The sequence below is a fragment of the Pseudomonas sp. F9001 genome (assembly GCF_013385435.1).
In the GTDB taxonomy this organism is placed as follows: domain Bacteria; phylum Pseudomonadota; class Gammaproteobacteria; order Pseudomonadales; family Pseudomonadaceae; genus Aquipseudomonas.
Genome location: NZ_JACAPX010000011.1, coordinates 210,649 through 235,853, shown reverse-complemented (window position 1 = coordinate 235,853; position 25,205 = coordinate 210,649). Strand labels below are relative to the sequence as shown.

Here is a 25,205-nt window from a genome sequence, read left to right as displayed (position 1 = left end):
TCGCGAGCAAGCCCGCTCCCACATTTTTAGTTCTGTGTCTAACCTAACAACCGCGCCAGCTCTTCCCGGCAATACTCCACAAACAACTGCACCGGCTTGGTCAACGGCGCCCGCCGCAACCACACCGCCGACAACCCCGACCCCGTCACCGTCTCCGCCAACGGCACGCACACCAGCTTTTGCCCGTCATAGGAATACGGCGAAAACGGCTTGGTCACCAGGATCGAAAACCCGAACCCGCGCCCCACCATCCCCCGCACCATCTCGATCGACGGCGAACTGAAGACAATATTCGGCGTCAGCCCACGCTCTTCAAAGATGCTCACGAAGTACGTCCGGCTCGGCAGCACATCCAGCAAAATCATCGGTTCCAGCACCAAGTCCGCCAACGACACCTTGGCCTGCTGCGCAAACCGGTGATCCGCCGGCAGCAACGCATAGGGTTGCTGCGGCGGCATCAGCGGCGTGGTCTCGATGGCGCTGCCCAGGTCATGCTCAAACAGCATCGCCACATCGATACTGCCGGCCGTCAGCGCCTGCACCAGTTCCTGTTGTTCGCCATCGCGCAGACGGATTTCCACCCCCGGCCAACGCTCCCGGAAACCGGCAATCAAGCGCGGCAAATACAGCGGTGCCAGGGTTTCGAAGCAACCGATATCGATCTGCCCCGCCACCACGTCATTGTCTGCCAGGGCGTTCTGCTCAAACTCATGGGCCACCCGCAGCAGCTCCAGGGCCTTGCGATAGAACCGCGCACCGCTCGGCGTCAGTGACACCCCTTGGGCGTGATGGCGGATAAACAGCTGCACACCGAAGCTGTCTTCCAACTGCTTGATGGCCGTCGACACCGACGGTTGCGCGATATAGAGCTTGCGCGAGGCCTCTGCCACGCTGCCGCACTCGGCCGTGGTTACAAAATATCTGAGCTGGCGCAGGTTATAGGCAGCCATCGGGACCTCCATAAACGTGGGATTTCGCCCCAAACAAGTGCGTGAAAATCGGCTTTTTCACATTGATTCAAGTGCATGCAACATACCGGAGCAAAAAACCCCGCGAGATATTATTTTTAAGGTCTATAGCAACAAACTTACTAATTTACCTCCCTGTGACCATTGCACATGATCACTCCAACAACAAAAGCGACGCACACGCGCCGCCCAGCGAAGTACGTCAACGTACTCACCTTGCCTTGGAGCTCGTCATGGTTACCACTGCAACATCCTCCGCCCCGCTTATCGAAAAACACACGATTGGATACGTGCCCCCGGAAGATCGCCACGGAAAGGTAAGAGACCTGTTCACCCTGTGGTTCGGCGGCAACATCGCGCCGTTGCCCATCGTCACCGGCGCGCTGGCCGTGCAACTGTTCGGCCTTAACCTGGTGTGGGGCATCATCGCCATCCTCGTCGGCCACCTCGTCGGCGGCGTGCTGATGGCGCTGCACTCGGCCCAGGGCCCGCAGATGGGCATCCCGCAAATGATCCAGAGCCGCGCCCAGTTCGGCTCCCTTGGCGCACTGCTGGTGGTGGTGATCGCCGGCGTGATGTACATCGGCTTCTTCGCCTCCAACATCGTATTGGCGGGCAAATCCCTGCACGGCGTCGTCGACGTGATCCCGGTACCGGTAGGCATCGTCATCGGCGCCATCGGCTCGGGGATCATCGGCATCATCGGCTACCGCTTCATCCACGTCCTCAACCGCATCGGCACCTGGGTGCTGGGCGCGGGCATCGTGCTGGGGTTCGGCTACATCTTCACCCATGTGCAGACGGCCGACTTCCTGACACGCGGTAACTTCAACATCTCCGGCTGGCTGGCCACCGTGTCGCTGGCCGCGCTGTGGCAAATCGCGTTTGCGCCGTATGTGTCTGACTACTCCCGCTACCTGCCGGCGGATGTGCCGGTGGCGTCGACCTTCTGGACCACCTATTTGGGCACCGTGCTCGGTTCCAGCCTGTCGTTCATCTTTGGTGCGGTTGCGGTACTGGCTACGCCGGTGGGCATGGACACCATGGACGCAGTCAAACTGGCGACCGGCTCCATTGGCCCGCTGATGCTGTTGCTGTTCCTGCTCAGCGTGATCAGCCACAACGCACTTAACCTGTACGGCGCCGTGCTGTCATTGATCACCCTGGTACAGACCTTTGCCTACCGCTGGATCCCCACCGCCAAGGCGCGTGCAGTGATCTCGGTGCTGGTGCTGGCGGCGTGCTCGACTGCGGCGGTGTTTGCGTCGAAGGATTTTATCGGGCACTTCGTGGACATGGTGCTGGTGCTGCTGGTGGTACTGGTGCCGTGGACGGCGATCAACCTGATCGACTTCTATGCGATCCATAAGGGCAAGTACGACATCGGTTCGATCTTTCGCGTGGATGGCGGGATTTACGGGCGGTACAACCCCCAGGCGCTGGTGGCGTATGCGGTGGGGATTGTGGTGCAGATTCCGTTTATGAATACGCCGCTGTATGTCGGGCCGATTTCGGCGCATATCAACGGGGCGGATTTGTCCTGGTTGGTGGGGTTGGTGGTGACGTCGCCGTTGTATTTCTGGTTGGCGAGTCGGGACAGTGCGTATAAGCGGCGGTTGGAGGGGGGGAAGTTGGTGGGTGGGGTTTAATAGAGCCTGGCTCAGTTACCAGAAAACCCGCATTTGCGGGTTTTCCAGTTATCCGGCTTGGCGAATATTGATGGTGCCAGGAAGGCCGCCATCGCGGCCTCGCTAAAGCTCGACGGCTCCCACAGGGGGTCGGTGGTGTGAGTGGGTTTTGTGTTCGGCGGTGCTGTCGGGGTGTTCTTTCTTTATCATGGGGGCCGTCGTTCAACTTCTCCGGTAACCCAATGCCCGCCCTCACCTTCCGTAACGCCAACCCCGCCGACGCCAACCGTTGCTACGAAATCGAAATCACCGCCTACGAAGGCGACGAAGCCGCGACCCTGGAAAAGATCGCCACGCGCATTGCGCTGTACCCGCAAGGCTTTCTGATCCTGGAGGCGGATGGTGTTGTGGTCGGTTTCATCAACTGCGGTTGCGCCGATGAAGTGGTGATGTCGGATGAGGCCTTCAAGGAGTTGGTCGGGCATTCAGCCGATGCGCCGAATGTGGTGATCATGTCGGTGGTGGTGGATCCCGCCCAGCAAGGCAAGGGCTACTCCACGCGCTTGATGACGGAGTTCGTGCAGCGCATGCAGGCGATGGGCAAGAAGACCATTCACCTGATGTGCAAGGACCAGCATGTGGAGCTGTATAAGCGCATGGGCTATCGCTATGTGCAGCCGTCAGCGTCGGACCACGGCGGGATGGCGTGGCATGAGATGGTGATGGATATCTAGCCATCACACTTCCCCCTGTGGCGAGGGAGCTTGCTCCCGTTGGGGTGCGAAGCGCCCCTGATTCAGTGGACGCGGTTTTTCAGAGACCTGGTGACTGGTTTTGGGGCTGCTGTGCAGCCCAACGGGAGCAAGCTCCCTCGCCACAGGGAAAGCATTTGCCTTGGGTTACGGGTTTCCCCCGGCCCACACGTGCGGGCGACGTGCAGCCCAAGGCGTTGCCCGTTCCAGTTGCGTCGCCAGGCCAAGCAACATGCCCTCCTGACCAAACGCGCCCATGAACTGCATGCCGATCGGCAGCCCGCTCTGGGAATCATGACCCAGCGGCACCGACATCGCCGGCGCGCCAATGACGTTGGCCAGCGCGGTAAACGGCGAATGCGCAAACACTCGATTCATCCACCCTTGCCCGTCCAGTTGCGCCTGCCCCTGGTTGTAGTCGCCGATCATCGGCGCCAGCCCGGGCAGTGTGGGCGACAGCAGCACGTCATATCGCTGGAACAGGCCACCCATGTGGCGCGCGACGATGTTGCGTTCCCACAGGGCCCCCAGCAGGTCTGTCGCTTGCAGTGACTTGCCCAGGCGATACAGCGCCAGTGTCGCCGGTTCCAGGTATTCAGCGCTGATCGAACGACCCGTCGCGCCGGCAACTGCGTCTATCCAGGCCGCCGTATTCGACGACCAGAAACGCGCATTGAGTTCGACAAACGCCTCCCAACTGACGCCAATGTCCGGCTGGATTTCTTCAACCTGATGACCCAACGTTTCCAATTGTTTGGCGGTATTGAACAGCGCCTGTTCCACCGCCGGATGCAGCTTTTTCCCGCTTAAAGGCAGACTCTGGAGGGCAATGCGCAACGAACCGGGCGCCCGTTGGGCAAGCGCCGAAAAGCTGTTTTCTGGCGGTGCTATGTGAAACGGATCTCCAGGCGCGCCGCCATGGATCGCGTCGAGCATGCCAGCGCTGTCGCGTACCGAACGGGTCAATACCCCGTGCACTGCCAAACCACTCCAGACTTCGTCGACGTCCGGCCCCATGGGCACGCGACCACGGCTGGGCTTGAGCCCGAACAGGCCGCACATGGACGCGGGTACGCGGATTGAGCCGCCGCCATCGGTCGCATGCGCCACCGGTACCAACCCCGCCGCCACCGCCGCTGCCGAGCCGCCGCTGGAACCACCGGCGCTGCGCTGCACGTCCCACGGGTTGCGGGTGGGGCCTGAAAAGCGGCTTTCGGTGGTGGTGCTGGCGGCGAATTCGGGGGTGGTGGTGCGGCCCAACGGCATGAGGCCGGCGCGGCGCAGGCGGGTCATCAGTTCCGAGTCGGCATCGGCGGTGCAGCCCTGCGCGAGCGCGCTGCCGAGTTCATTGCGGCGGCCTGCGGCGCTGACGCCCAGGTCTTTGAGCAGCAGCGGCACGCCATGGAACGGGCCTTGGGCCGCAACCGGTTCATCGTGCCAGGCTTCCACCAGGGCGTTGATCTGCGGGTTGACGGCTAAGATGGCTTGCAGGGCCACCGCGCGCACCTCGTCGACACTGACAGCGTGGGTGTGGATCAGGCGTGCCAGGCCGGTAGCATCCTGATCGGCATATTCAGACAGGTACATGAAACCCTCCAAACGGGTATGATGAATACTCTTCGGTATCGGACGATACCGATAAGTATCATGCGATACTCAATGGTATCGCTGTCAAGTGGAGAATGTGCATGCGTGCGCAACGGACACCTCAACTGCCGCCCCGCGAGCGGATCGTCGATGCGGCGCAAACGCTGTTTGTCGAACAGGGCATCACCCGTGTCAGCGTGGATGCCATTGCGGCACTGGCCGCCTCGACCAAGATGACCGTGTACCGGCATTTCGAGAATAAGGATGCGCTGGTGCTGGAGTGGCTGGAGCGCCTGACGGAAAGCTACAGCGATGTGCTGGATGGCCTGGCGCAGCAACACCCCGACTCCCCCAGGGAACAACTGCTGGGCTTGGCGGTTTTTATCGTCGACGACCTGGAACGGGCGGGCTATCGCGGTTGCCCGTTTACCAACACCCTCGCGGAAATTCCGGAGGCCGATCACCCTGCGCGAGCGCTGATCCAGGCGCATAAAAAACGCCAGTTTGAGCGGGTGAAGCTGCTGTGCACGCAGCTCAAGGCGAGCAAGCCCGGGGAGCTGGCTGAAGAGCTGACGTTGTTGATGGAAGGTGCCCAGGTGGTTGCGCAAAACAAAGGCGTGGATCAGGTGGGTGAACGGCTGATGCGGATGGTGCGGGAACGGCTTTGACAGGGAGCAGAACCTGATGAAACAGCATTTGATTGAGATAGGTGACCAACCAGACGCCGAAGCCGAGCAGCTTCTCGGCAAGGGACTCGCCGCCTTCAACGAACACATCACCGGCTCCAATGACCGACGTCCGTTGACGGTGCTGATCAAGGATCCCGACACCGGTGAAACCCTCGGCGGCATCACCGGCAAAACCAGCCTCGGGATGGCGTTCCTCGACCTGTTCCATTTGCCCGATGCGCTGCGTGGTTCAGGCCTGGGTACATCGCTGCTGAAGGCGTTCGAAGACGAAGCCCGTCACCGAGGGTGCCGCTCGGCGGTGCTGTACACCATCAGTTTCCAGGCCCCGGAATTTTACGAGAAGAATGGCTGGGTACGTTTTGGTGAAATACCATGCGACCCGCAAGGCAGCAGCCGGGTTTTCCTCAGCAAAACGCTCTGACGGCTAGATGCCAAGCCTTTTGCCAAACAACCGATTTTCATGGGTTTCATTCTGGAACGTATACGCAGGCGCCCCCAGTAGCTCATAACCACGACGCGGGTAAAAACCCAGCGCCCGCTCGTTGCCGACCCACACCGTCGCCCACAACAAAGACGCGCCACCCTGCCCTGCGTGCTGTTCAGCCGCTTGCAGCAAACGGTAGCCCAGGCCCAGGCCGGTAAACCGTTCCTGGATGTAGAGCCGCTGCAACTCCGCCGCTTTCGGGGTTGAGATCAGCGCATGGCCGGTGTCCATCGCCACCTGGGCAAACCCCACCAGATGCCCGTTGGCTTCAGCGACGATGATGGCCGTAGCCGGCTGGACGATCAGCGCGGAAATCGTCTGGGGCGAAAACGCTTGCAGCGCCTCGGCAGCGATTGAGTCGCGAATGCCTTCGGTGGCGTAAGTATCGAGAAAAACCTGCATGCCCAGCACACCAACGCATAACGCGTCTTCAGGCCGTGCATCGCGGATAAGCATGTCGGGAAGCATTCGAGGGGTACTCTCAAAATCAGCAAAGGCAACGTTTTAACACAACTGCACATCTCTTCAATTGCCAGCCTGAATTTGCCCCAGTAGGGTTGTCGCTTCCCCCGCCAACAGGAGCCAGCAATGACCTGGTTTTCAGATCCCGACGCTGTCGCCCGCTACGCCGAAGGCCCGGTGAGGCTGGTGCCGGGTTTCGAGTCCCTGCAGCGCATGACCACCCTGTTGCTGCGCGAAAGCGTCCCGGCCACCGGCAAGGTATTGGTACTCGGTGCAGGCGGCGGCCTGGAGTTGAAGAAGTTTGCCGACAGCCAGCCCGAGTGGCAGTTTGTGGGGGTGGACCCGTCTGCCGAGATGCTGAAGCTGGCCGAGGCCACCTTGGGTCCGCTGATGGCCCGGGTGCAGTTGCATGAAGGCTATATCGATACCGCGCCCGAGGGGCCGTTCGATGCCGCCACGTCCTTGCTGACCTTGCATTTCATCCCGGCCGAAGAGCGTCTGCAAACCCTGAAAGAGCTGTGGCGGCGCTTGTCGCCGGGCGCGCCCTTGATTGCGGCGCATCACAGCTTCCCCCAATCCTCGCCAGAGGAAAAAGCGCGCTGGCTGAAGCGTTATGCAGCCTATGCCGTGGATTCCGGCGTGCCGGCTGAAGATGCGCAGCGGGCGATTACCGCCATCAGCAGCCACTTGCCGGTGCTGTCACCCAACGACGATGAAGCGCTGCTACGGGAGGCAGGCTTCGAAGGTGTGGAACTGTTCTACGCGGGCTTCAGCTTCAAGGGCTGGATTGCCTACAAGCCCGCCTAGCTTCCGGGGGAGGCTTACCAACTCCCCGACGCCCCACCCCCACCACTGGAACCACCACCACCCGATGAGCTGCTGCTGGAACTGGAACTCGAACCGGAGGAGCTGGAGCCCCCACCAGACCCCGACCCCGACCCGCCGCTGATACCGTGGGCAAAGATGAACAGCGCCGCGAACGAAGCGAATGGGAACGCCAACAGCCATCCCGTGGCGCCCTTGTCAATCAATGCCCCGACGATCCCGTACACCGCCAGCACCGCCACCAGCCGCACGATAAAGCCCACCTGGCTCTCTTGCCACATGCTCTTCATCACCAGGAACAGGCCCAGATACAGGCCCAGGACCAGCAACCCTGCGAATGGATAAGCCAGCCAGTGAATAAGGGATATCTCGCGCACGAAGTTATCGGTCAGCAGCACGCCGGCGATGTAGCCCAACAGCACCAGCACGGTGTAAAACGCCGCCCTCGCCTGCCACAACGCGCCGAAAGTAGCGCCACCGATCAGCATGCACAGGGGCAGCAACAGCAAATAGACCGGCCAGTCCTTGCCGCCCGCAACCGCGACCAGCACCACGGTGACAACGACCACCGCCATCAGGGCCCGGCGCCAAGGGAGTTTTTCGGCGCCCATCAATACCCCGACCACCCCGCCAAACATGAATGCCAGGAGTACCGCATACGCTTCAGGCGGGAAACCGGCCTTGGCCACCTCGGGCAAATTGCCGCCGTCCACCAACAGTGTCAGGTCGTCCACCGCTTGCTGCACGCCGCCTGCGTAATCGCCCTGGCGAAACGCCGGGGTGATGTGTTCCTCGATGATGCGGTGGGCCAGCAGGTCGGTGACCACGCCCTCCAGGCCGTAACCGACTTCGATCCGAACCTTGCGATCGTCTTTCGCCACCAGCAGCAGGATGCCGTCGTTGACGTCCTTGCGCCCCAGTTTCCAGGCACGGAACAGTTGGTTGGCGAAGTCCTCGATGCCAACGCCCTGGGTGCTCGGCAGCAGCATCACCGCCACCTGTGCGCCCTTGCGTTGTTCCAGACCGGCGAGTTGCGTGGTGATACGCGATTGAGTGGCAGCGTCGAGGGTTTGGGTCAGGTCGATCACGCGCTGGTCCAGCGCAACCGTGACCGGCGCCGGGGGAACGGTATCGGCCCACACCTGCGAGCCAGAAACGATCAGTAGCAAGCCCAAGACACATTGCCGTAGGAACACCATCATGTTTTGTTACCTGAAGTTTCATCCTGAATCGGCCGACTTTACCCTATCGACGCTATAAACAGGTGACCCGACGCCACCGACTATCTAGACTTACGCCACCCCCACACACGCCCTACACGAGAACGCCATGGACCTTCAGCAGCGCAACAATGTCAGGGTGTATGGCAGCGGTCCCTCGACCCTGGTTTTCTCCCATGGCTTCGGGTGTGATCAAACCATGTGGAATTATCTGTTTCCTCACTTCACCGGGCGTTTCCGTGTGGTGCTGTATGACCTGGTGGGGGCTGGCCAGTCCGACCTGGGCGCGTACGACAGCGAAAAATACAGCTCACTCGCCGGCTACGCCCATGACCTGGGCGAGATTGTTGATGAATACGCCGTGGGCCCGGTGGTGCTGGTGGGGCACTCCGTCAGCGCGATGATCGGCGCCCTGGCCGATCGCCAGGCGCCCGGACCAATCGCCGCCCATGTGATGATCGGTCCTTCGCCCTGCTATATCGATTCCGGTGACTACACGGGCGGGTTCACCCTCGACGATATCCATTCGTTGCTCGATACCCTCGACAGCAATTACCTCGGCTGGTCCAGCACCATGGCCCCGGTAATCATGGGCGCACCCGGGCAACCTGCACTCGGCGAAGAACTGACCAACAGTTTCTGCCGCACCGAGCCGGACATCGCCAAGCGCTTCGCACGGGTAACCTTCCTGTCGGACAACCGCCAGGACATCGCGGGCCTGATGACCCCCACCCTGATTCTGCAATCCACCGACGACTTGATCGCACCGGTGTGCGTCGGTGAGTACCTGCATGCCGCGTTGCCCGCCAGCACGTACTGCCTGGTCGATAACGTGGGGCATTGCCCGCACATGAGCGCACCCGGCGCCTGTTCAGCGGCCATGGACAGTTTCCTGTTGCCATGGGTGGGTGCCGATGCCAGCCGATAACCTGTCGTTGCCGGACTCTCAACGTTTGTTCGACGGTGCGCCCTGCGCCTTGGTAGTCACCCGGGAAGACGGCACCATCGTGCAGGCCAACCAGTGCTTCAGCGACTGGACCGGCTTCAGCGTCGATGAGTTGAAAGAACGACGGTTCCAGGACCTGCTGACGATGGGCGGGCGGATCTTCCATCAGACGCACTTGGCGCCGCTGATGAAAATGCAGGGCTCCATCGCCGAAGTGAAACTCGACCTGCTGCACCGTGACCGGCGCACCGTCACGGTATTGCTCAACGGCGTCAGGTACGAACATGCCGGCATTGCCTATAACGAACTGGCCCTCTTCGGCACCACCGACCGCGACAAGTACGAGCGCGAGCTGCTCAACGCGCGCAAACTGGCTGAAGCCTTGCTGCAGGAAAAGACCGCCGCTGAAGTCGCGCTGCATCAGGCCCAGGCCGAACTGAGCAGCGCCTATGAAATCGCCCAGCGCCGGGCGCTGTTTGCCGAGCAGATGGTCGCGATTGTCAGCCATGACCTGAAGAACCCGCTTACCGCGATCAAGATGGCCTCGGAGTTCCTCGCCCGTGGCGAGCGCAGCCCCAAGGAGCGCCAACTCCTGGGGCATATCGGCCTGTCCACCGAACGGGCGCAGCGGATGATCGCCGACTTGCTGGACTTCACCCAGGCCAGAGTCGGCCAGGGCATCAGCATCAATCCCGTAGCACTCGACCTGCACGCCGTCACCCGTGACAGTCTCGACGAGTTGCGGGTGGCGTTCCCCACGGCGACCCTCGAACATCACGCCACGGGCAGCGCCCGCACGTTCCTGGATGCCGACCGCATACAACAAATCATCGGCAACCTGGTGGCCAACAGCGTGGCGTACGGCGACCTGCAACAGCCGATCACCGTCACCTCGCACCAGGACGCACAAGAGAGCCGGCTCTCGGTGCATAACCACGGCCCGGCGATTCCCGAAGCGTTGATGGCTGGCTTGTTTGAGCCCATGACCCGAGGCACGGAGCAAGACAGTGAGGTGCGTAGCGTTGGCCTGGGGCTGTTTATCGTGCGGGAAATCGCCAAGGCCCATGATGGAGGTGTTTCGGTGAGCTCAAGCCCGGACCGGGGCACCATCTTCAGTGTGCACTTTCCATTGCGCCACCCATGAGCGCGGCAGCCACAGTGCCGTGAACAACGGTTTGGACAGCCCCCGTCAACACCACGCCGCCACGCCCATCCCAATGCACCGTCACGGTACCGCCATCGCATTGCACGTCGACGGTGTTATCCAGCAGCCCACGACGAATCCCGTTGACCACCGCGCCACAACAGCACGAACCCGAGCCCTGCGGGACACCGCCGCCCCGTTCCCAGATGCGCAGGCGGATATGACCCCGGTCGAGTACCTGCACGAAATGCACATTGGTCTTGTTGGGGAACAACGGGTGGGTTTCCAGCGACGGGCCAACCGCTGCAATATCGACCGTCGCCAGGTCATCGACAAAGAACGTGCAATGCGGGTTGCCCATGCCGCACGCCGCCGGGTCGCCCTCCAGCGGCAAGCGTTCGGTGTCCATCGCTTGCGCCAGCGGAATAGCTTCCCAGCCCAATGACGGCTGCCCCATGTCCACCGACACCCGCTGCGCCGATTCGCGCACGCAGGTCAGCAGCCCCCGGTTGGTTCGCAGCACGAGGGTGGCAGTGCCGGCTTCGCGCATCAGCATGTCTGCAACCCCGCGGGTGGCGCTGCCGCAGGTGTCGAGCGGGGTGCCGTTGGGGTTCCAGAATTTGATACGGGCGGCCGCGTCAGTGCAGTCGAGCACCACGGCCAATTGATTGAAGCCGATGCCGCGATGACGGTCACCCAGGCGGCGGGCGATTTCAGCGGTGATCGGGTCATCCTGGCCGCGCCGGTCGATCACGATGAAATCATCACCGTGGGCGTGCATCTTCACGAACTGCAAAGTCATGGTGCGTCCTGTTCTCGACCGGGCAAGGCCTGCAAGGATAGAGGGCTGGCGGGTATTTCATCAAATTCCCATCACGGGCATGGTAGCGTGGCTGCGCCCCGATCGGGTCAATCCATCCCTGAGGAACAGCATGCTCCAACGCCCTCTGCACACCGTGGCCCTCGCCGCGCTGCTCGCCGCGTTCGCCAACGCCGCCTTTGCCGCGCCCCAGGTCCTGAGTGCCTGCCAGCCCGCCACCTCGAATCCGACCTCCAAATCGCTGCTGGCTGCCGCCCAGCGCCACCTCGGCGACCAGCCCGACGCCCTGCCCCATCTGCACACCGAAGGTACCCTGCCGAACCACGGCATCCGCGAGCAAAGCATCGCCGCCGAGAAGGATTGGCCAGTCATGCGCCAGGCGGCCCTGGCCTGGCGCCTGAGCCGTGACACGCGCTACCTCAAGCAAGTGGATGACTACCTGAGCGCGTGGGCCAGCACCTACCAGCCGGACTTCAACCCGATCGACGAAACCAACCTCGACATGCTGATCAGCGCCTACGCCCTCACCGCCAGCGACCTTCGCCCCCAGACCCGCGACGCCACCCGCGCGCTGCTGACCCACCTGGGCAATGGCTATATCGAGCGCATCAAGCAGTTCCACGGAGAAAAGAAAGCCACCAACACCAATAACTGGCAGAGCCACCGCGTAAAACTGGTCACGGTGGCCGCCGCCGCACTGGGCGACCGCGAGATGCTCGAACAGGCCTTCCAGCTGTTCCGGCAACAGATCAACGACAACGTACTGCCCGACGGCTCGGTGAGCGACTTCCAGGACCGTGACGCCCTGCACTATGTGGTCTACGACCTGGAGCCGCTGGTGCAGGCCGCGCTGGCGGCCAAGCCCTACGGCATTGGCGGCAACTGGCTGGACGTCACCGCGCCCCACGGTGGCTCGCTGAGCGAAGCACTGGACTGGCTGGCGCCGTATGCCAAAGGCCAGCGCAGCCACGAAGAGTTCGTGCATACCCACGTGCAGTTCGACCGGGACCGGGCCCGCGTAGGTGAGCCTGGCTACAGCGGCGAATGGAACCCGAAAAGCAGCAACACGCTGTACTGGCTGGCGGCGCAGTTGGACGCCCGGTATCTGCCGGTGGCCGAACAACTCGCGCCCAAGCCTTCGGACTGGATCAGCGCCTGTTATTTGAAGTGAGTCGCCCGGTAGACTGAGCCGACTCACCCCTTCGAAGGATCGACCATGCTTATTGTGTTCAGCGGCCTGCCCGGCACCGGGAAGACCACGATTGCCAAGGCCCTTGCCGGCCAATCCGGCGCCGTGTATCTGCGCATCGACACCATCGAGCAGGCCATCCGCGATGCAGGGTTTCTGGAGCAAGGTGTGGGCAGCAGCGGTTACCAGGTGGCCAATGCGCTGGCGTTGAGCAACCTGTTGCTGGGCCGCACGGTTGTCGTCGATTGCGTTAACCCGGTGGCTGAAAGTCGTCAGGCGTGGCGCCACACTGCGCTAAGCGCCGATACGCCGCTGGTGAATATCCAGGTGGTGTGCTCCGACCCACACGAACACCAACGTCGCGTGGAATCACGCACCAGCGATATTCCGGGGCTCACGCCGCCCACCTGGCAGTCCGTCCTGGCCCATGAATATGAGCCATGGGCCGAGTCGCCATTGACCGTCGATACGGCGCGCTTGTCTTCCCATGAGGCGGTGACGATGATCAACGCTCAGCTAAGCGCCTAGAGCGCACTCTCCATCGCTTTCATCAACACCGGGTCGCGCCCGTAAATGTCCGGCGCGTAGAGCAACGCGCCCTTGCCATCGACCTGCACCGTCCAATACCCCAGCAGCACCGGTACCGGCGTCGCGAGCCGGAACTCGTGGGTGGTTTCCGTCGCCAGCAATTCTTCGGTGCGGATCTTCTCCGCCGGGCTCACCAGGAAGTCGCGCAACAGCAGCGGCTGCTCAACCCTCACACATCCCGAACTGAAGGCCCGCGGGCCCTTGGAGAACAGCGGCTGGCTCGGCGTGTCGTGCAGGTACACCGAATACGGGTTGGGAAAGCGCAGCACGATCCGGCCCAGCGGGTTGCGCGGGCCGGCGCCCTGGCGCAGCAGAATGTTGCCGGGGTGCGACCAGTCGACCTGTTCCGGTGCCAGCGGGTTGCCCTGGCTGTCGAGCACTTGCAGGTTCTGCTGGCGCAGGTATTCGGGGTTCAGGCGGATCGCCGGCAGCTTGTCCTCGCGCATGATGGTGGGCGGGATGGTCCAGGTGGGGTTCAGGGTCAGCCGGGTGATGCGCGACTTCAGCAGCGGCGTCTGGCGGTCGGCGCGGCCGACTTGCAGGCGGGTTTGCCACACGGGCACGCCGCCCTGGTAGAAGCTCAGTTGCGCCGCGGCCACGTTCACCAGCACGCCCTCGGGTTCCAGGTCCCGGGACAGCCAGCGAAACCGTTCAAGGTTGATGCGCAATTGTTCGCGGCGAATCGCCGGGCTGATGTTCAGCTCGGTGACCGTGCCGGGGCCGATCACGCCGTCGGCTTGCAGGGAATGGCTTTGCTGGAAGGTCTTGACCGCGTTGACCAACTCGCCACGGTATTGCGTCCCCGCGGAGGTGGCGCTCAGGTAGCCACCATTGACCATTCGCCGCGCCAGTTGCGGCACCCGCGAATCGTCCATGCCCGGGCGCAGCAACGGGCCGCTGGCCACGGCTTCCCAATGCTGCAACGGTTGCTGGCGCAAGGCGGCGTAGGCACTGCGCAGGCCAAGGTATAGCGGCGCGCTCGGGCGGGCCTGGTCGAAGGCTTGGGCGACGTTCTGCATGCCGGCCTCGGCCATGGCCAGCAATTGGGTGTCGGGGTCCGGGGCCGGTTGCGAATGCCAGACGGGCTCGAAGCGCGACTGCTGCAAGCGGCCGAAATGCAGGTCCTGCAGGGCTTGCAGGTACTGCTGGCTGGTACCGATATCGATGCACAGCACGTTCCCCGTGGCATCCGCCGGGGGCAGTCTATAGTGAGTCGGGTCCAGGCCATCGTCGGCCAGCAACTGCAGTTGGGCTAGCAATGCGGCGCGGCGATCCCCCTCGGACCACAGCAACACGTCGCCCTGCTGCTGATAAAACGCCTGCAAACGCGCCAGGGAAGGCGCATCGACCTGCCCGGCCGGGCCTGGGCAAACGGTCGACAATTGCGAGAGCGCCAATTGCACCGGGGCCGGCGACACCACCAACAGGTCTTCGGCTGTCGCGACCAGCGGTGCAACGAGCAGGCAAATGCTCAAGTAACATGCGTGTTTTTTGAACAATCGCTTAGCTCCCATCCACGGCGGAGATGCTTTATACATGCTGACCTTTTGCTGCCGACTCGGCCTGATCATCTCGACCTTTGCCTCGCTGAGCACCGTTGCGCTCGCAGACACGGGTAAACCTCTTACTCTGTATAGCAGCCTCGCCCACGCCGCTCCAGAACTCAACCCCGATGTACTGAAAAGAGCCTTGAGCGCCATGCAATGCGCGGTGGGCAATGGCATCGAGCAGTCCGACCGGCTGGCGGTGATCGACTATTCCCAACCTTCGACCGCTCGTCGCCTATGGATCTTCGACCTGCGCAAGAAGACATTAGTGCTGCGGGATTTGGTGGCCCACGGACAAAAATCCGGGGAAAACTTCGCCACCCAGTTCTCCAACCGTGAAGGCAGTTACCAGTCCAGCATTGGCTTGTTCCGCACCCAGGAGAGCTACGAAGGCGCCCACGGCTACTCGCTGCGCATGGACGGCCTGGAGCCGGGTTTCAATGACCGTGCGCGGGACCGCGCCATCGTGATCCATGCCGCCGACTATGTAAGCCCGTTGTGGAGCAAGCGCGAAGGCCGTATCGGCCGCAGCCAGGGCTGCCCCGCCGTACGCCCGCAGGTAGCGCGCCAGGTGGTGGACAAACTCAAGGACGGCCAGTTCATGTTTTCCTGGTACCCCGACCAGCGCTGGCTGAAGTCCTCGGCTTACCTCAACTGCAAGCCGCGCCAGATGGCGAGTGCCGGTACTGTCAAAGGCGGTTGATGCTCTCGCTGTTGCCGTGCACCATGCGGCTCACGCCACCAGGAACTCCACCGTGTTCCTGGGCTTGATGAGAGAGAGAACCTGAGATGCTTTTACATCAATCCACCTGGATCGAGATTGGCCAGTTTCTGGAACGCAGCCGCAGCATCGTGATTCCCATCGGCTCCAACGAACAACACGGCCCCACCGGCCTGTTGGGCACCGACTGGATGTGCCCGGAAATCATTGCCCATGAAGCGCAGAAGAACGCCGACATCCTGATCGGCCCGACCTTCAATATCGGCATGGCCCAGCATCACCTGGGCTTCCCGGGCACCATTTCCCTGCGCCCTTCGACCTTTATCGCGGCGATTGGCGATTGGGTACGCTCGTTGGCAGGCCATGGTTTCGAGAAGATCCTGTTTCTCAATGGCCACGGCGGCAATATTGCCTCGATCGAAGCGGCGTTCTCCGAGCTGTATGCCGAAGCCAGCTTCAGCGGGCGCCCGTCGGGTTATGCGCTGAAACTGTGCAACTGGTGGGACCTGGAAGGCGTGAACGAACTGGCGCACCAGCAGTTCCCGGTGGGCCACGGCAGCCATGCCACGCCGTCGGAGATCGCCGTGACCCAATGGGCCTACCCGGACGCGATCAAGTCGGCTGACTACTCGCCGCAAATCGCCAACACCGGGCCGATCCGCGAAGCCCGCGACTTCCGCGCGCGTTTCCCGGATGGGCGCATGGGTTCAGACCCGGCCCTGGCCACCCCGCAAAAAGGCGGTGAGTTGGTGGCGTTGGCGGCCAAGGGGTTGGTGAAAGCGGTCGATACGTTCAGCAGCGAGCCAAAGCCGAGCTGAATCATTCGCTCAAGACAATGAAGATCAACTGTGGGAGCTGTCGAGCTTAAGCGAGGCAGCTCCCACATCAGATCCTCGCTCGTCGATTACAGGCAATCCTGCGCCGCATGCTCGAACCGCGACGGCTTGAACGTCGATGCCAACGGCTTGCGCTCGTACAGGAACACCTTGCCGCCGTCCTGGGACTTGTAGACTTCGAGGATGTTGTCCGCGGCGATCTTGCTGCTCACCACGATCCGGGCATGCCGCGAATTCTGCGTGACCGTGGAGGTCATGCCGTTTTTCTCGAACTTGGGCACTACGCACTGCACGTAGGCTTCAGGGTCCTTGGCGGTTTGCAGGGTAAGGGTTGGGGCATTGGGGGCGGATGCACAGCCCGTCATCAATAAAGAAGCAGAAGCCATCGCTGGCACTAACAACACGCGCATAAAAATTCCTGAAAAATAAACGAAGTGGGCTAACCGGCAGCGACCAACGCCTTGAGCGAGGCATCGAACTGCTTTAATGCGTTCAACTGAACGTCGCGCTGCTGCCCAATCTGTGCAGCGATCTGGGGCGCCGTTTTGTCATGTACCCACACATTAGGCAAGTGCATTTGCATCGAACCCTCGGCTTTGGCGATGTATTGCAGGTCAAGGTCATAGAACTTGGCAACAAACCGCGCTTCCACCAGGTCGTTACGCTGGGTCAGCAATTGGTTGTAGGTATCGAGCATCACCACCACATCCGGGTGCGCCTGCAACAGCGCATCAAGGTTGTCGTAACGGGTGACCGAGGCAAAGGTGTGCCGCAACGAAGCCATCAGCCAGTCAATCGCCAGGTCCGGGTCGGAACTGTCGACGAAAGCCTGGCGAATCTGCTCGTCCAGCTGGCCCTTGGCACCATTGACCGCCATGGCGTGGTAGCGCGCCAGGTACTCAAGGTTGTCAAGGGTGTTGTCGCTGTAGAGCACGCCGACCGATTGCGAATGCTGCAACCAGACCGGGCTGGCGACGATTGGCGCCAGGTGGCTGGCTTGAAGCCCCCCGGCCGACGCAGAGCCAACCATTGTGCTCATCAGCAGCGCCACCAGGGCCAAACCGGTAAAAGTCCTCATCGCAGGGTCCTTGCACATCATGTTCAATGATGGCAATTGTCCTCCTTTTTCAGAAAAACAGAACTCGCAATACTTGATGGTGACTATTATCTAGAGCAATAGTGTCGTGCAGGCCGCCTCACACAAAATGATAAGGAACGCCTATGAAGCCCCACCAGAAAACCTTCGATCGCATCCGTGAAGCTGTGCTTCCGGAGTTTCGCGAGCGGGTTGCCGATTACCTGGTCGACTATGAGGAAGTGCTGCTGGACAACGCCGCCGAACCGGAAGTGATCTACGCGATTGCCCAGCAACTGCGTGGCTACTTGCGCGGCTTGAACACCACCCGGGTGCTGGGCATGGCCGACTGGGAAGACCTTGACCGCCGGGTGGTGCAAACCTGGCTGGTGCTGCTCAAAGCCGAATAGCACCGCGCCTCAAGCTCAGCGTATATCCACGCGATAACGGAAATGTTCGGCGTGGCCACGGCCGCGTCGCAACTCCAGGGGTTGGCCGGCGTAATCCCGGGCCAGCCGCTCGATCACCATCACCGGGCTGCCCACCGGCACCTGCAACCAGCGGGCCCACACGTCATCGATGGACTCGGCAGTGAGGGCTTCCTCGGCAGAAGCGACTACTTGCCCGCAGACTTCTTCGTAAGTGGGGTACAACAGCAATCCCTGCCGGGTCAGATCCACGTCCAGCAGCGCCTGGAACCGCTCGCGCGGCAGCCAGATTTCCTCGGCCAGCACTGGCCCGGTGTCCAGCACGTGTACCCGCACGATGCAGATTACCGGCGCATCCGCTGCCAGCCCCAGCACCTCGCTCACCGACAACGGCGCCTTCACCGGCTTGACGGACAGGATCCGGCTCTGCGGCAGCTGGCATTCACCGCCCGGGCCCTGGAAGCGGAAACACCGGAACAACGACGACTGAAACTTCGGGCGGCGCACAAACGTACCACGGCCCTGCTGGCGCTCCAGAATGCCCTCGCCCACCAATGCCTCGATCGCTTTACGCACGGTGCCGGTAGACAGCTGGTACTGGGTGGACAACACCGCTTCAGGGGGAATAGCCGCACCGGCACGCCAGTGATTATTGGCAATCTGCTCAATCAGATGATCCCGAAAACGCTGATACAACGGCAGGCGGGAGTCACTCGACAGTATATTCATGGATCAGGATTCACTTAGTAATTGAGGAGGTGACTACAGCGACGGTCGTGCCTGCTTGACCCATTCCTGGACCGAAGGCCGTTGCCATTGGTGCTGGGCATACGCCACCAGGTTGGCGGGCACGCTGTCACCGTTGAGGATCAGCCGGTTGAGCATCACGGCCAGGTCCACGTCGGCAATCGACCACGCGCCGAACAGGTAGTCGCGGCCGTCGGCCAACAGCGCCTGCGCCGCGTTGATCAGCGTGTGGGCCGCTGCTTCAGCAACCGGCGACAGCGGTTCGCCCTTGAGCCCGTAAAACACCACCAGGGTCGAGCGTTCCTGCCGAATCGGCATCAAGTCACTGCGCAACCACGCCTGCACCTGCCGCGCCCTCGCCCGCTGGCGGGGTTCGGCCGGGTACACCGGCACCTGCGGGAACACATCCTCCAGGTACTCGGTAATCGCCGACGACTCGGACAGCGCAAACTCACCCTGCACCAGGGTCGGTACGCGCCCGGTCAGCGACAAGTGCGTGTACGCGTCAGTCTGGTTCTCGGCCGTGTCGAGGTTCAACGTGAGCAGTTCAAATTCAAGGCCCTTTTCCCGCAGGGTCACAAACGCCGACATCGCGTAGGGACTGGTGAAATGGGCGTCAACGTACAGGCTCAGCGGGCGATGGTTCACGGCGACATCTCCTTGGTGGGAGCACCACACTACGAGATCGCGCCGCGCAAATGAAATGCGCGGTTTTTATGGGGGCATTCCTGGCTGGAATACCATCGATAATGGCAATACTATGGCCCCTTGAACCCCACCCGTAACGCCCCGAAAAGCGGATCAAGGAACGATCACTAGATGAAACAAGCGGTTGTCGTCATCCACGGAATCGGCGAGCAGCGCCCGATGGATACCCTGCGTGGCTTCGTCGAAGCGGCGATCCCGGCGGACACCCCCGAGGCGACGCCTTTCTACTGGAGCAAACCCGACCGGTTTTCGCGCAACTTCGATTTGCGCGTGTTGAAGTCGGCGGGTCGCAACACCACCGATTTCTACGAGTACTACTGGGCCCACAAGATGCAGGGCACCAAGGTCGGGCACCTGCTCAGTTGGCTATGGGACATTTTCAAGCGCCCGCGCCGGGATATCCCGACGGCCATCGTGCCGATCTGGCGCGCCACGCGCTGGGCCTTGCTGGCCCTGCTCGTGCTGCTGGTCAGCGGAACCCTGGCGACGCTGTATGGCCGATTCCCCCACAGCGACAACCCCTTCGCCCTGATCCCGGTGCTGCTGGCGGTGATCGGCCTGGCCCTGAAGTACTCGGCACTGTCATACCTTGGCGATGCCGCCCGCTACCTGAGCCCCAACCCGCAGAACGTGGTGGTGCGCGAACAGATCCGCGCCGATGGCGTCGACCTGCTGCGCGCCCTGCATGACAAGGGTGATTACGACCGCATCATCGTCGTCGGCCACAGTTTGGGCAGCGTGATTGCCTACGACATCGTCGGCTACCTGTGGCACGAGCATCACGATCAGTTACGCCCCGGCGGCCCGGAACTCGCCGCCCGCTACGCCAACCACGAGCGACTGCAACCGGTGGTCCAGGACACCCTGCCAAAGGCTGGAAACGCCCTCGACGGCCGCCTGCAAAGCCTCCTCAGGTTCCGCGAACAGCAAGCCGAAGCCTTTATCGAACAACGCAACCTCGGCAACCCGTGGCGCATCACCGACCTCGTCACCCTCGGCAGCCCGATGGCCCACGCCAGCCTGTTGCTGGGCCGCAGCGTGAGCGACTTCCAGCGCCGCATCGAACGCCGCGAAGCCCCCGCCTGCCCGCCGACGCTCGACGATAAGGGCTACGGCTACAGCGGCCGGCTGCCCGTCACCGTCGGCGGTCGCCCATTTTCCCCCCTGTACTTGCACCACGCTGCGGCCTTCGCCGTGACCCGTTGGACCAACCTCTACTTCCCCGCGCCCCTGGGCCTGTTTGGCGACATCGTCGGCGGCCCGGTCAGCCCGGTGATGGGCCCCGGCGTGCTGGACCTGCCGGTCAGCGTGGGCAAATGGAAAGGCTGGCTCGCCAGGTCCTGGCTCAGCCACACCCATTACTGGAGCGAACGCGGCGGCGCCAAGGGCTACCTGAATAAACTGACCACCGATGACGCGGCGATTACCCAAGGCGAACGTCCGTCGGCGACTGAAGCGTTGCGCTGGGCGATTGATCTCAAGGGTGTGCGGCGTTTTCGCCAGGCGGGCGTCAGAGACTTAGTGGCTGAACCCGAGGCCTAGCCCGAAAAGCCACCGTCTTCCAGGAACGCCCGCTCCTCCTCTGTCGTGACCCTGGCCAACACCTCATTACGATGAGGAAAGCGCCCGAACCGCTCGATGATGCGGGCGTGCTCCTTGGCCCAGCGGTAGGTATTGGCATCAAGGTCCTTGTTCAGGGCCACCGACAGCTGTTGATCCCCGGGATCTTCAGAATGCTCGAAGGGCAAATAACAAAACGCCCGCAACGGGGTTTCGATCGACTTGTCCATCCCCGCCTCGACCATCTGCCGCGCGTACAAACGCGCCAGCGGGTCGGTGGCGAACATATGCGCCGTGCCACGGAAGGTATTGCGCGGGAACTGGTCCAGCAGCAACAGCAACGCCAGCGCGCCCTCCGGCGTTTGCATCCAGCTCTCCAGTTCGCGCCGGGCCGCCTGCAAATGCGTGGTGTAGAAAGCCTCGCGAAAACGCCGGTCAAACCCTTCATCCTTGGCAAACCAGAGCTTGGGCCCCGCCTGTTTCCAGAACTCAATAACCGCCATTGCTGCATTTTCGATCGTCGTCACAATCCTCTCCTCACTCACTCCACAAATTTCATCATCACTCTAAACAAAATCTATAAAGTTTCGGAACGTGTCTGAATGTTTCCACCGCACACAGGTAGTGTTGATGATCCTACGCCTTGCCCAGATTTTCAGTGACTCCAGCACCCAGGTTCGCGCCAAGCTGTTTGGCATCTACGGGCTGTTGATCGGCATTAACGTGGTCGCCTGGATCTGGGCGCTGGTGGCGTTCCATGAGCACCCGGTGCTGCTCGGCACCGCGCTCCTGGCCTACGGTTTCGGGCTGCGGCATGCGGTGGATGCCGACCATATCGCCGCCATCGACAACGTGACCCGCAAGCTGATGCAGGAAAAGAAACGTCCGGTGGCGGTGGGCTTCTTTTTCTCCCTGGGACATTCTTCGGTGGTGGTCCTGGCATCCATTGGCGTCGCGTTTGCGGCCTCGGTGATGCAGGCGCGGTTTGAAGGGTTCAAGGCCATCGGCGGGGTGATCGGCACGTCGGTCTCGGCCTCGTTTCTGTTGGTCATCGCCTTGATGAACCTGGTGATCCTGCACGCGATCTACAAGGCCTGGCGCCATGTGCGCCAGGGCGGTGCGTATGTGGAGGACGACTTCGACCTGCTGCTGGCGGACCGGGGTTTCATGGCGCGGATTTTCCGCCCGGTGTTTCGCCTGATCAGCCGCAGCTGGCACATGTACCCGTTGGGTTTCCTGTTCGGCCTGGGCTTTGATACGGCCACCGAGATCGGCCTGCTGGGGATTTCTGCGACCCAGGCCTCTCAAGGGCTGTCGCCGTGGGCGATCATGGTGTTCCCGCTGCTGTTCAGCGCCGGCATGTCCCTGGTGGACACGCTGGACGGCCACCTGATGCTGGGGGCATACGGCTGGGCGTACATGAAGCCGATCCGCAAGATCTACTACAACATGACCATCACCCTGGTATCGGTGGTGGTTGCGGTGGTGATCGGCAGTATCGAGGCGTTGGGGTTGATGGGTGACCAGTTGGACCTGAAGGGATCGTTCTGGAGTTTTATCGGCTCGCTGAACGACAGTTTCGGGATGCTGGGCTACATGATCATCGGGATCTTCGTGGCCAGTTGGGCGATCTCGGTGATGCTGTATCGCCTCAAAGGCTTTGACCGGATTGAAGTGAACGCGGGTTGACCGAGGGACATTCAGGCTTGTTGTGGCGAGGGGGCTTGCTCCCTCGCCACGGGTTGTTCATTCACCTGATAGGTTTTCCCAGGTTCAGAAATCCACCGTCGCCGACAATTTCACTGTCCGCGGCTCACCCTGGGTCAGGTAGTTATTGGCCGTCGACGCCGACGACCAGTACGCCTTGTTCGCTACGTTTTCGACGTTGGCGCGCAGGGTGATGTATTTGTCATCCGCCTTGAAGCCATAACGCGCGCCCAGGTCGACGCGGGTCCAGGCCGGGATGCTCAGGCTGTTGGCGGCGTTGACGTATTCGCCCCCGGTGCGCAGCATCCGTGCGCTGACCGCCGCACCCTGGATGCCCGGCACATCCCAATCCGCACCGACGTTGTACTGGAAGCGCGGCACACCCGCGGCGCGGTTGCCGTCGGTGGCGCCGTTGGAAGTGCTCTTCTGTTCGGTGTCCATCCAGGTGGCACCGGCCAGCAGGCGCAGGCCGTCGATGGGTTCGCCGAACACGTTGAGTTCCACGCCTTTGTTGATCTGTTCACCGTCGACAGTGAAGGTGTCGAACTTCTGGCCCGGGAACCGGGTGGTCGCGTTGTTCGGCTGTTCGATGCGGTACACACCCAGCGTGGCGCCATAGTTTTCCCAGTCCAGCTTCACCCCGGCTTCCGTCTGCTTGCTGCGCTTGGGCGGGAAGACTTCGCCGGGGTTGGTCACGTTCGTGAGTGGCGCCGTCGGGCCCTGGGCCAGGCCTTCGATACGGTTGGCGTAGAACGACACGTGCTCCCATGGCTTGATCACCAGGCCATAGACCGGTGTGGTGATGGACTCGGAGTACGGTGTACCCCGTGCCCCCGTGGCCGTGTTCCAACTGTCCACCTCGATGGTCTGGCGCCGCACGCCCAGGGTCAACAGCACCCGATCATCCAAAAAGCCCAGGGTGTCGGACACCGCCGCACTCTTGATGCGGTTCTTGCCGACAACCCGCGGGTCGTGAATATCACTGCCGAAATAGGTGTTGGTAGGTCGCGGCGTTTGCGTCGGGTCGTACAGGTTGCCGGGCTGGCGGTTGGCTTGCAGGATCGCCTCGTAGGACGAGCGCTGCTCGCCCCAGATCCCCGACAGCCCGAAGTTCATCTGATGGGTCACCGGCCCCGTCGCAAAGTGCCCGTTCAAGCCGGCCATGGCGCTTTTGTTGTCTTCGTCATGGGGTGAATAGAGGAAGCCCACCTTGGCGCTGCCATCGTTGGCGACATACAGCGACGAATACTGGCCGTTCTCCCGAGTGTGCTTGGCGCCACCTGCCGCGTAGGCCGTCCAGTTATCGTTCAAGTCATATTCGGCGTTGACCATGCCGTAGGTGTCTTCCAGCTGCGACCAGCTCCAGTCCTGGGCGTAGTTGTTCTTGGCCGACGGCGGGCTGGGCACTTTGGTGCCGGTCAGGTAGACCACCGAGCGGCCGTTATTGATGCGTTCTTTCTGGTAGCCAAAGTCGGTGGAGACCCGCAAGCGCTCGCCGCGATAATCCAGGGCAACGGCGATCAACTGCGAGCTTTTGTTTTCGTCATCCACAGCGGTTTCGCCGCCGTGCCGCGCCAGGTTGACCCGGGCGCCAAAGCGGTTGTCTTCGCCAAAGCGTTGGCCAAGGTCGATGTGGCCGCCGGCCTGGCTGTCGCTGGCGTAATCGAGGGTGACGCTGCGGGTGGGCGTGTCTTCAGCGCGCTTGGGCACCAGGTTGACGCTGCCGCCGATCCCGCTGCCCGAGGGCGACACGCCGTTGACGAAGGCATTCGGGCCCTTGAACAACTCCACCCGTTCCAGGGCTTCGGTAGTGATGATCTGCCGGGGCAGCACGCCGTACAGGCCATTGAATGCGATGTCATCGGTGCTCAGCGGCAGCCCGCGAATGGTGAACACCTGGGAGAAGTTGCCAAACCCGGACGACTGGCGCACCGACGCGTCGTTGAGCAATACGTCGCCGACGGTTCGCGCTTGTTGGTCGGCGATGGTTTTCGAGGTGTAGCTGACCACGCTGAATGGCACGTCGTTGATGGACCGATTGCCTAACACGCCCAGGCGTGCAGAACGTGCCACCTGGCCACCGGCATACGTGTCTGCCTGCGCCCCGCTCGCTTCACCGCTGATGGTGGTGGCGCCCAACTCCAACGCACCGCCGCTGGCCTGGGGCACCACGGTATAACCGTTGGTGCCGGTGCCTTGCAGGGTGTAGCCGCTGCCTTGCAGCAACTGGGCAAAACCCGATTGTGCGCTGTAGCTGCCTTGCAGCCCCGGGCTTTGTTGATCGTTGAGCAACGTCGAATCGAACGACAACGGCACCCCGGACAACGCCGCAAACTGCGCCAGCACATTCCCCAGCGGCCCCGCCGCGATGTTATAGCTGCGCGCCGCACTGCTTGGCGCAGCGTCTTCTGCCTGGGCGTTCTGCAACGGTGCGACGGCGGCAAGGGCGACCGCCAGGCTCAGTGCCTTCAACGGACGGGGGCAGTACGGGAGCGGTCTGGCGGTCATGGGCATTCCTGTCGGCGCGGAGCAATGTTGAGGGTTCTCCCCTACACCGGGCGACAACGAAAAAGG

The 25,205-nt window shown here is 62.2% G+C and carries 26 protein-coding genes; 14 read left to right on the top strand and 12 right to left on the bottom strand.

Going from position 1 to position 25,205, the window contains the following annotated elements:
• Positions 1 to 38: 38 nt before the first annotated feature.
• The gene (locus tag HX818_RS09860) at positions 39 to 950 is read right to left on the bottom strand and encodes a LysR substrate-binding domain-containing protein (RefSeq protein WP_177019954.1); all 912 of its coding nucleotides are present in this window, start codon (positions 948 to 950) and stop codon (positions 39 to 41) included.
• 251 nt (positions 951 to 1,201) lie between these two features.
• On the opposite strand from HX818_RS09860, the gene HX818_RS09855 reads away from it, so the two are divergent.
• Together HX818_RS09855 and HX818_RS09850 are read left to right on the top strand one after the other, a co-directional pair.
• Positions 1,202 to 2,617 (top strand): cytosine permease, encoded by a 1,416-nt coding sequence (locus HX818_RS09855; RefSeq protein ID WP_177019953.1) that lies wholly within the window; start codon positions 1,202 to 1,204, stop codon positions 2,615 to 2,617.
• A 221-nt stretch (positions 2,618 to 2,838) separates the two neighbouring features.
• On the top strand, positions 2,839 to 3,330 hold the full coding sequence (locus HX818_RS09850; RefSeq protein ID WP_003210163.1) for a GNAT family N-acetyltransferase: 492 nt from the start codon (positions 2,839 to 2,841) through the stop codon (positions 3,328 to 3,330).
• A gap of 165 nt (positions 3,331 to 3,495) precedes the next feature.
• On the opposite strand, the gene HX818_RS09845 is transcribed toward HX818_RS09850, so the two are convergent.
• Complete coding sequence (locus tag HX818_RS09845; protein ID WP_177019952.1) at positions 3,496 to 4,935, bottom strand: amidase; 1,440 nt, start codon at positions 4,933 to 4,935, stop codon at positions 3,496 to 3,498.
• A gap of 101 nt (positions 4,936 to 5,036) precedes the next feature.
• On the opposite strand from HX818_RS09845, the gene HX818_RS09840 reads away from it, so the two are divergent.
• The gene (locus HX818_RS09840; protein WP_177019951.1) at positions 5,037 to 5,603 is read left to right on the top strand and encodes a TetR/AcrR family transcriptional regulator; all 567 of its coding nucleotides are present in this window, start codon (positions 5,037 to 5,039) and stop codon (positions 5,601 to 5,603) included.
• Positions 5,604 to 5,619: 16 nt separating this feature from the next.
• Positions 5,620 to 6,045 carry an N-acetyltransferase gene (locus HX818_RS09835; RefSeq protein WP_008435362.1) on the top strand — a complete coding sequence of 142 codons (426 nt, stop codon included), beginning with the start codon at positions 5,620 to 5,622 and terminating at the stop codon, positions 6,043 to 6,045.
• A 3-nt stretch (positions 6,046 to 6,048) separates the two neighbouring features.
• Here HX818_RS09835 and HX818_RS09830 read toward each other — a convergent pair whose 3' ends face one another.
• Complete coding sequence (locus HX818_RS09830; protein ID WP_256346298.1) at positions 6,049 to 6,564, bottom strand: GNAT family N-acetyltransferase; 516 nt, start codon at positions 6,562 to 6,564, stop codon at positions 6,049 to 6,051.
• 132 nt (positions 6,565 to 6,696) lie between these two features.
• On the opposite strand from HX818_RS09830, the gene HX818_RS09825 reads away from it, so the two are divergent.
• Positions 6,697 to 7,377 carry a class I SAM-dependent methyltransferase gene (locus HX818_RS09825; RefSeq protein WP_177019949.1) on the top strand — a complete coding sequence of 227 codons (681 nt, stop codon included), beginning with the start codon at positions 6,697 to 6,699 and terminating at the stop codon, positions 7,375 to 7,377.
• A gap of 14 nt (positions 7,378 to 7,391) precedes the next feature.
• On the opposite strand, the gene HX818_RS09820 is transcribed toward HX818_RS09825, so the two are convergent.
• Positions 7,392 to 8,597: a YgcG family protein gene (locus HX818_RS09820; protein WP_177019948.1), complete on the bottom strand. Its 1,206-nt coding sequence runs from the start codon at positions 8,595 to 8,597 to the stop codon at positions 7,392 to 7,394.
• A 127-nt stretch (positions 8,598 to 8,724) separates the two neighbouring features.
• Between HX818_RS09820 and HX818_RS09815 the strand changes: the two genes are divergently transcribed.
• Both HX818_RS09815 and HX818_RS09810 read left to right on the top strand, forming a co-directional pair.
• The gene (locus tag HX818_RS09815) at positions 8,725 to 9,543 is read left to right on the top strand and encodes an alpha/beta fold hydrolase (protein WP_177019947.1); all 819 of its coding nucleotides are present in this window, start codon (positions 8,725 to 8,727) and stop codon (positions 9,541 to 9,543) included.
• Positions 9,530 to 10,705 carry a PAS domain-containing sensor histidine kinase gene (locus HX818_RS09810; protein WP_177019946.1) on the top strand — a complete coding sequence of 392 codons (1,176 nt, stop codon included), beginning with the start codon at positions 9,530 to 9,532 and terminating at the stop codon, positions 10,703 to 10,705. The genes HX818_RS09815 and HX818_RS09810 overlap by 14 nt, the downstream gene beginning before the upstream one ends.
• Here the strand turns inward: HX818_RS09810 and dapF are convergent.
• Entirely contained in the window at positions 10,674 to 11,507 is an 834-nt protein-coding gene (gene dapF, locus HX818_RS09805) for a diaminopimelate epimerase (RefSeq protein ID WP_177019945.1), read from the bottom strand. The two genes, HX818_RS09810 and dapF, sit on opposite strands and share 32 nt — an antisense overlap.
• Positions 11,508 to 11,637: 130 nt before the next feature.
• On the opposite strand from dapF, the gene HX818_RS09800 reads away from it, so the two are divergent.
• Positions 11,638 to 12,696, top strand: a complete 1,059-nt coding sequence (locus HX818_RS09800) for an alginate lyase family protein (RefSeq protein WP_177019944.1) — start codon at positions 11,638 to 11,640, stop codon at positions 12,694 to 12,696.
• Between the two features lie 45 nt (positions 12,697 to 12,741).
• Positions 12,742 to 13,242 carry an AAA family ATPase gene (locus HX818_RS09795; protein WP_177019943.1) on the top strand — a complete coding sequence of 167 codons (501 nt, stop codon included), beginning with the start codon at positions 12,742 to 12,744 and terminating at the stop codon, positions 13,240 to 13,242.
• Here the strand turns inward: HX818_RS09795 and HX818_RS09790 are convergent.
• The gene (locus HX818_RS09790; RefSeq protein ID WP_177019942.1) at positions 13,239 to 14,801 is read right to left on the bottom strand and encodes a murein L,D-transpeptidase; all 1,563 of its coding nucleotides are present in this window, start codon (positions 14,799 to 14,801) and stop codon (positions 13,239 to 13,241) included. The two genes, HX818_RS09795 and HX818_RS09790, sit on opposite strands and share 4 nt — an antisense overlap.
• 37 nt (positions 14,802 to 14,838) lie before the next feature.
• On the opposite strand from HX818_RS09790, the gene HX818_RS09785 reads away from it, so the two are divergent.
• Entirely contained in the window at positions 14,839 to 15,552 is a 714-nt protein-coding gene (locus HX818_RS09785; protein ID WP_023658766.1) for a murein L,D-transpeptidase catalytic domain family protein, read from the top strand.
• 86 nt (positions 15,553 to 15,638) lie between these two features.
• Positions 15,639 to 16,388 (top strand): creatininase family protein, encoded by a 750-nt coding sequence (locus tag HX818_RS09780; RefSeq protein ID WP_102368837.1) that lies wholly within the window; start codon positions 15,639 to 15,641, stop codon positions 16,386 to 16,388.
• 86 nt (positions 16,389 to 16,474) lie between these two features.
• Here HX818_RS09780 and HX818_RS09775 read toward each other — a convergent pair whose 3' ends face one another.
• Both HX818_RS09775 and HX818_RS09770 read right to left on the bottom strand, forming a co-directional pair.
• Positions 16,475 to 16,816 carry a hypothetical protein gene (locus HX818_RS09775; RefSeq protein ID WP_003210199.1) on the bottom strand — a complete coding sequence of 114 codons (342 nt, stop codon included), beginning with the start codon at positions 16,814 to 16,816 and terminating at the stop codon, positions 16,475 to 16,477.
• 29 nt (positions 16,817 to 16,845) lie between these two features.
• Positions 16,846 to 17,484: an ATPase gene (locus HX818_RS09770; RefSeq protein WP_177019941.1), complete on the bottom strand. Its 639-nt coding sequence runs from the start codon at positions 17,482 to 17,484 to the stop codon at positions 16,846 to 16,848.
• A 143-nt stretch (positions 17,485 to 17,627) separates the two neighbouring features.
• Between HX818_RS09770 and HX818_RS09765 the strand changes: the two genes are divergently transcribed.
• Complete coding sequence (locus HX818_RS09765) at positions 17,628 to 17,891, top strand: hypothetical protein (RefSeq protein ID WP_003210203.1); 264 nt, start codon at positions 17,628 to 17,630, stop codon at positions 17,889 to 17,891.
• Between the two features lie 15 nt (positions 17,892 to 17,906).
• Here HX818_RS09765 and HX818_RS09760 read toward each other — a convergent pair whose 3' ends face one another.
• Together HX818_RS09760 and yfcF are read right to left on the bottom strand one after the other, a co-directional pair.
• Complete coding sequence (locus HX818_RS09760; RefSeq protein ID WP_003210205.1) at positions 17,907 to 18,638, bottom strand: GntR family transcriptional regulator; 732 nt, start codon at positions 18,636 to 18,638, stop codon at positions 17,907 to 17,909.
• 33 nt (positions 18,639 to 18,671) lie between these two features.
• Entirely contained in the window at positions 18,672 to 19,304 is a 633-nt protein-coding gene (gene yfcF / locus HX818_RS09755) for a glutathione transferase (protein ID WP_102605989.1), read from the bottom strand.
• A 171-nt stretch (positions 19,305 to 19,475) separates the two neighbouring features.
• On the opposite strand from yfcF, the gene HX818_RS09750 reads away from it, so the two are divergent.
• Positions 19,476 to 20,906 carry a hypothetical protein gene (locus HX818_RS09750; RefSeq protein WP_177019940.1) on the top strand — a complete coding sequence of 477 codons (1,431 nt, stop codon included), beginning with the start codon at positions 19,476 to 19,478 and terminating at the stop codon, positions 20,904 to 20,906.
• On the opposite strand, the gene HX818_RS09745 is transcribed toward HX818_RS09750, so the two are convergent.
• Positions 20,903 to 21,427, bottom strand: a complete 525-nt coding sequence (locus HX818_RS09745; protein WP_008435398.1) for a DUF924 family protein — start codon at positions 21,425 to 21,427, stop codon at positions 20,903 to 20,905. The genes HX818_RS09750 and HX818_RS09745 overlap by 4 nt on opposite strands.
• 127 nt (positions 21,428 to 21,554) lie before the next feature.
• Here HX818_RS09745 and HX818_RS09740 point away from each other — a divergent pair, with 127 nt between their 5' ends.
• Entirely contained in the window at positions 21,555 to 22,613 is a 1,059-nt protein-coding gene (locus tag HX818_RS09740) for a HoxN/HupN/NixA family nickel/cobalt transporter (protein ID WP_087692446.1), read from the top strand.
• A gap of 84 nt (positions 22,614 to 22,697) precedes the next feature.
• Here the strand turns inward: HX818_RS09740 and HX818_RS09735 are convergent, their stop codons facing one another.
• On the bottom strand, positions 22,698 to 25,139 hold the full coding sequence (locus HX818_RS09735) for a TonB-dependent receptor (protein WP_134326365.1): 2,442 nt from the start codon (positions 25,137 to 25,139) through the stop codon (positions 22,698 to 22,700).
• Positions 25,140 to 25,205: the final 66 nt, after the last annotated feature.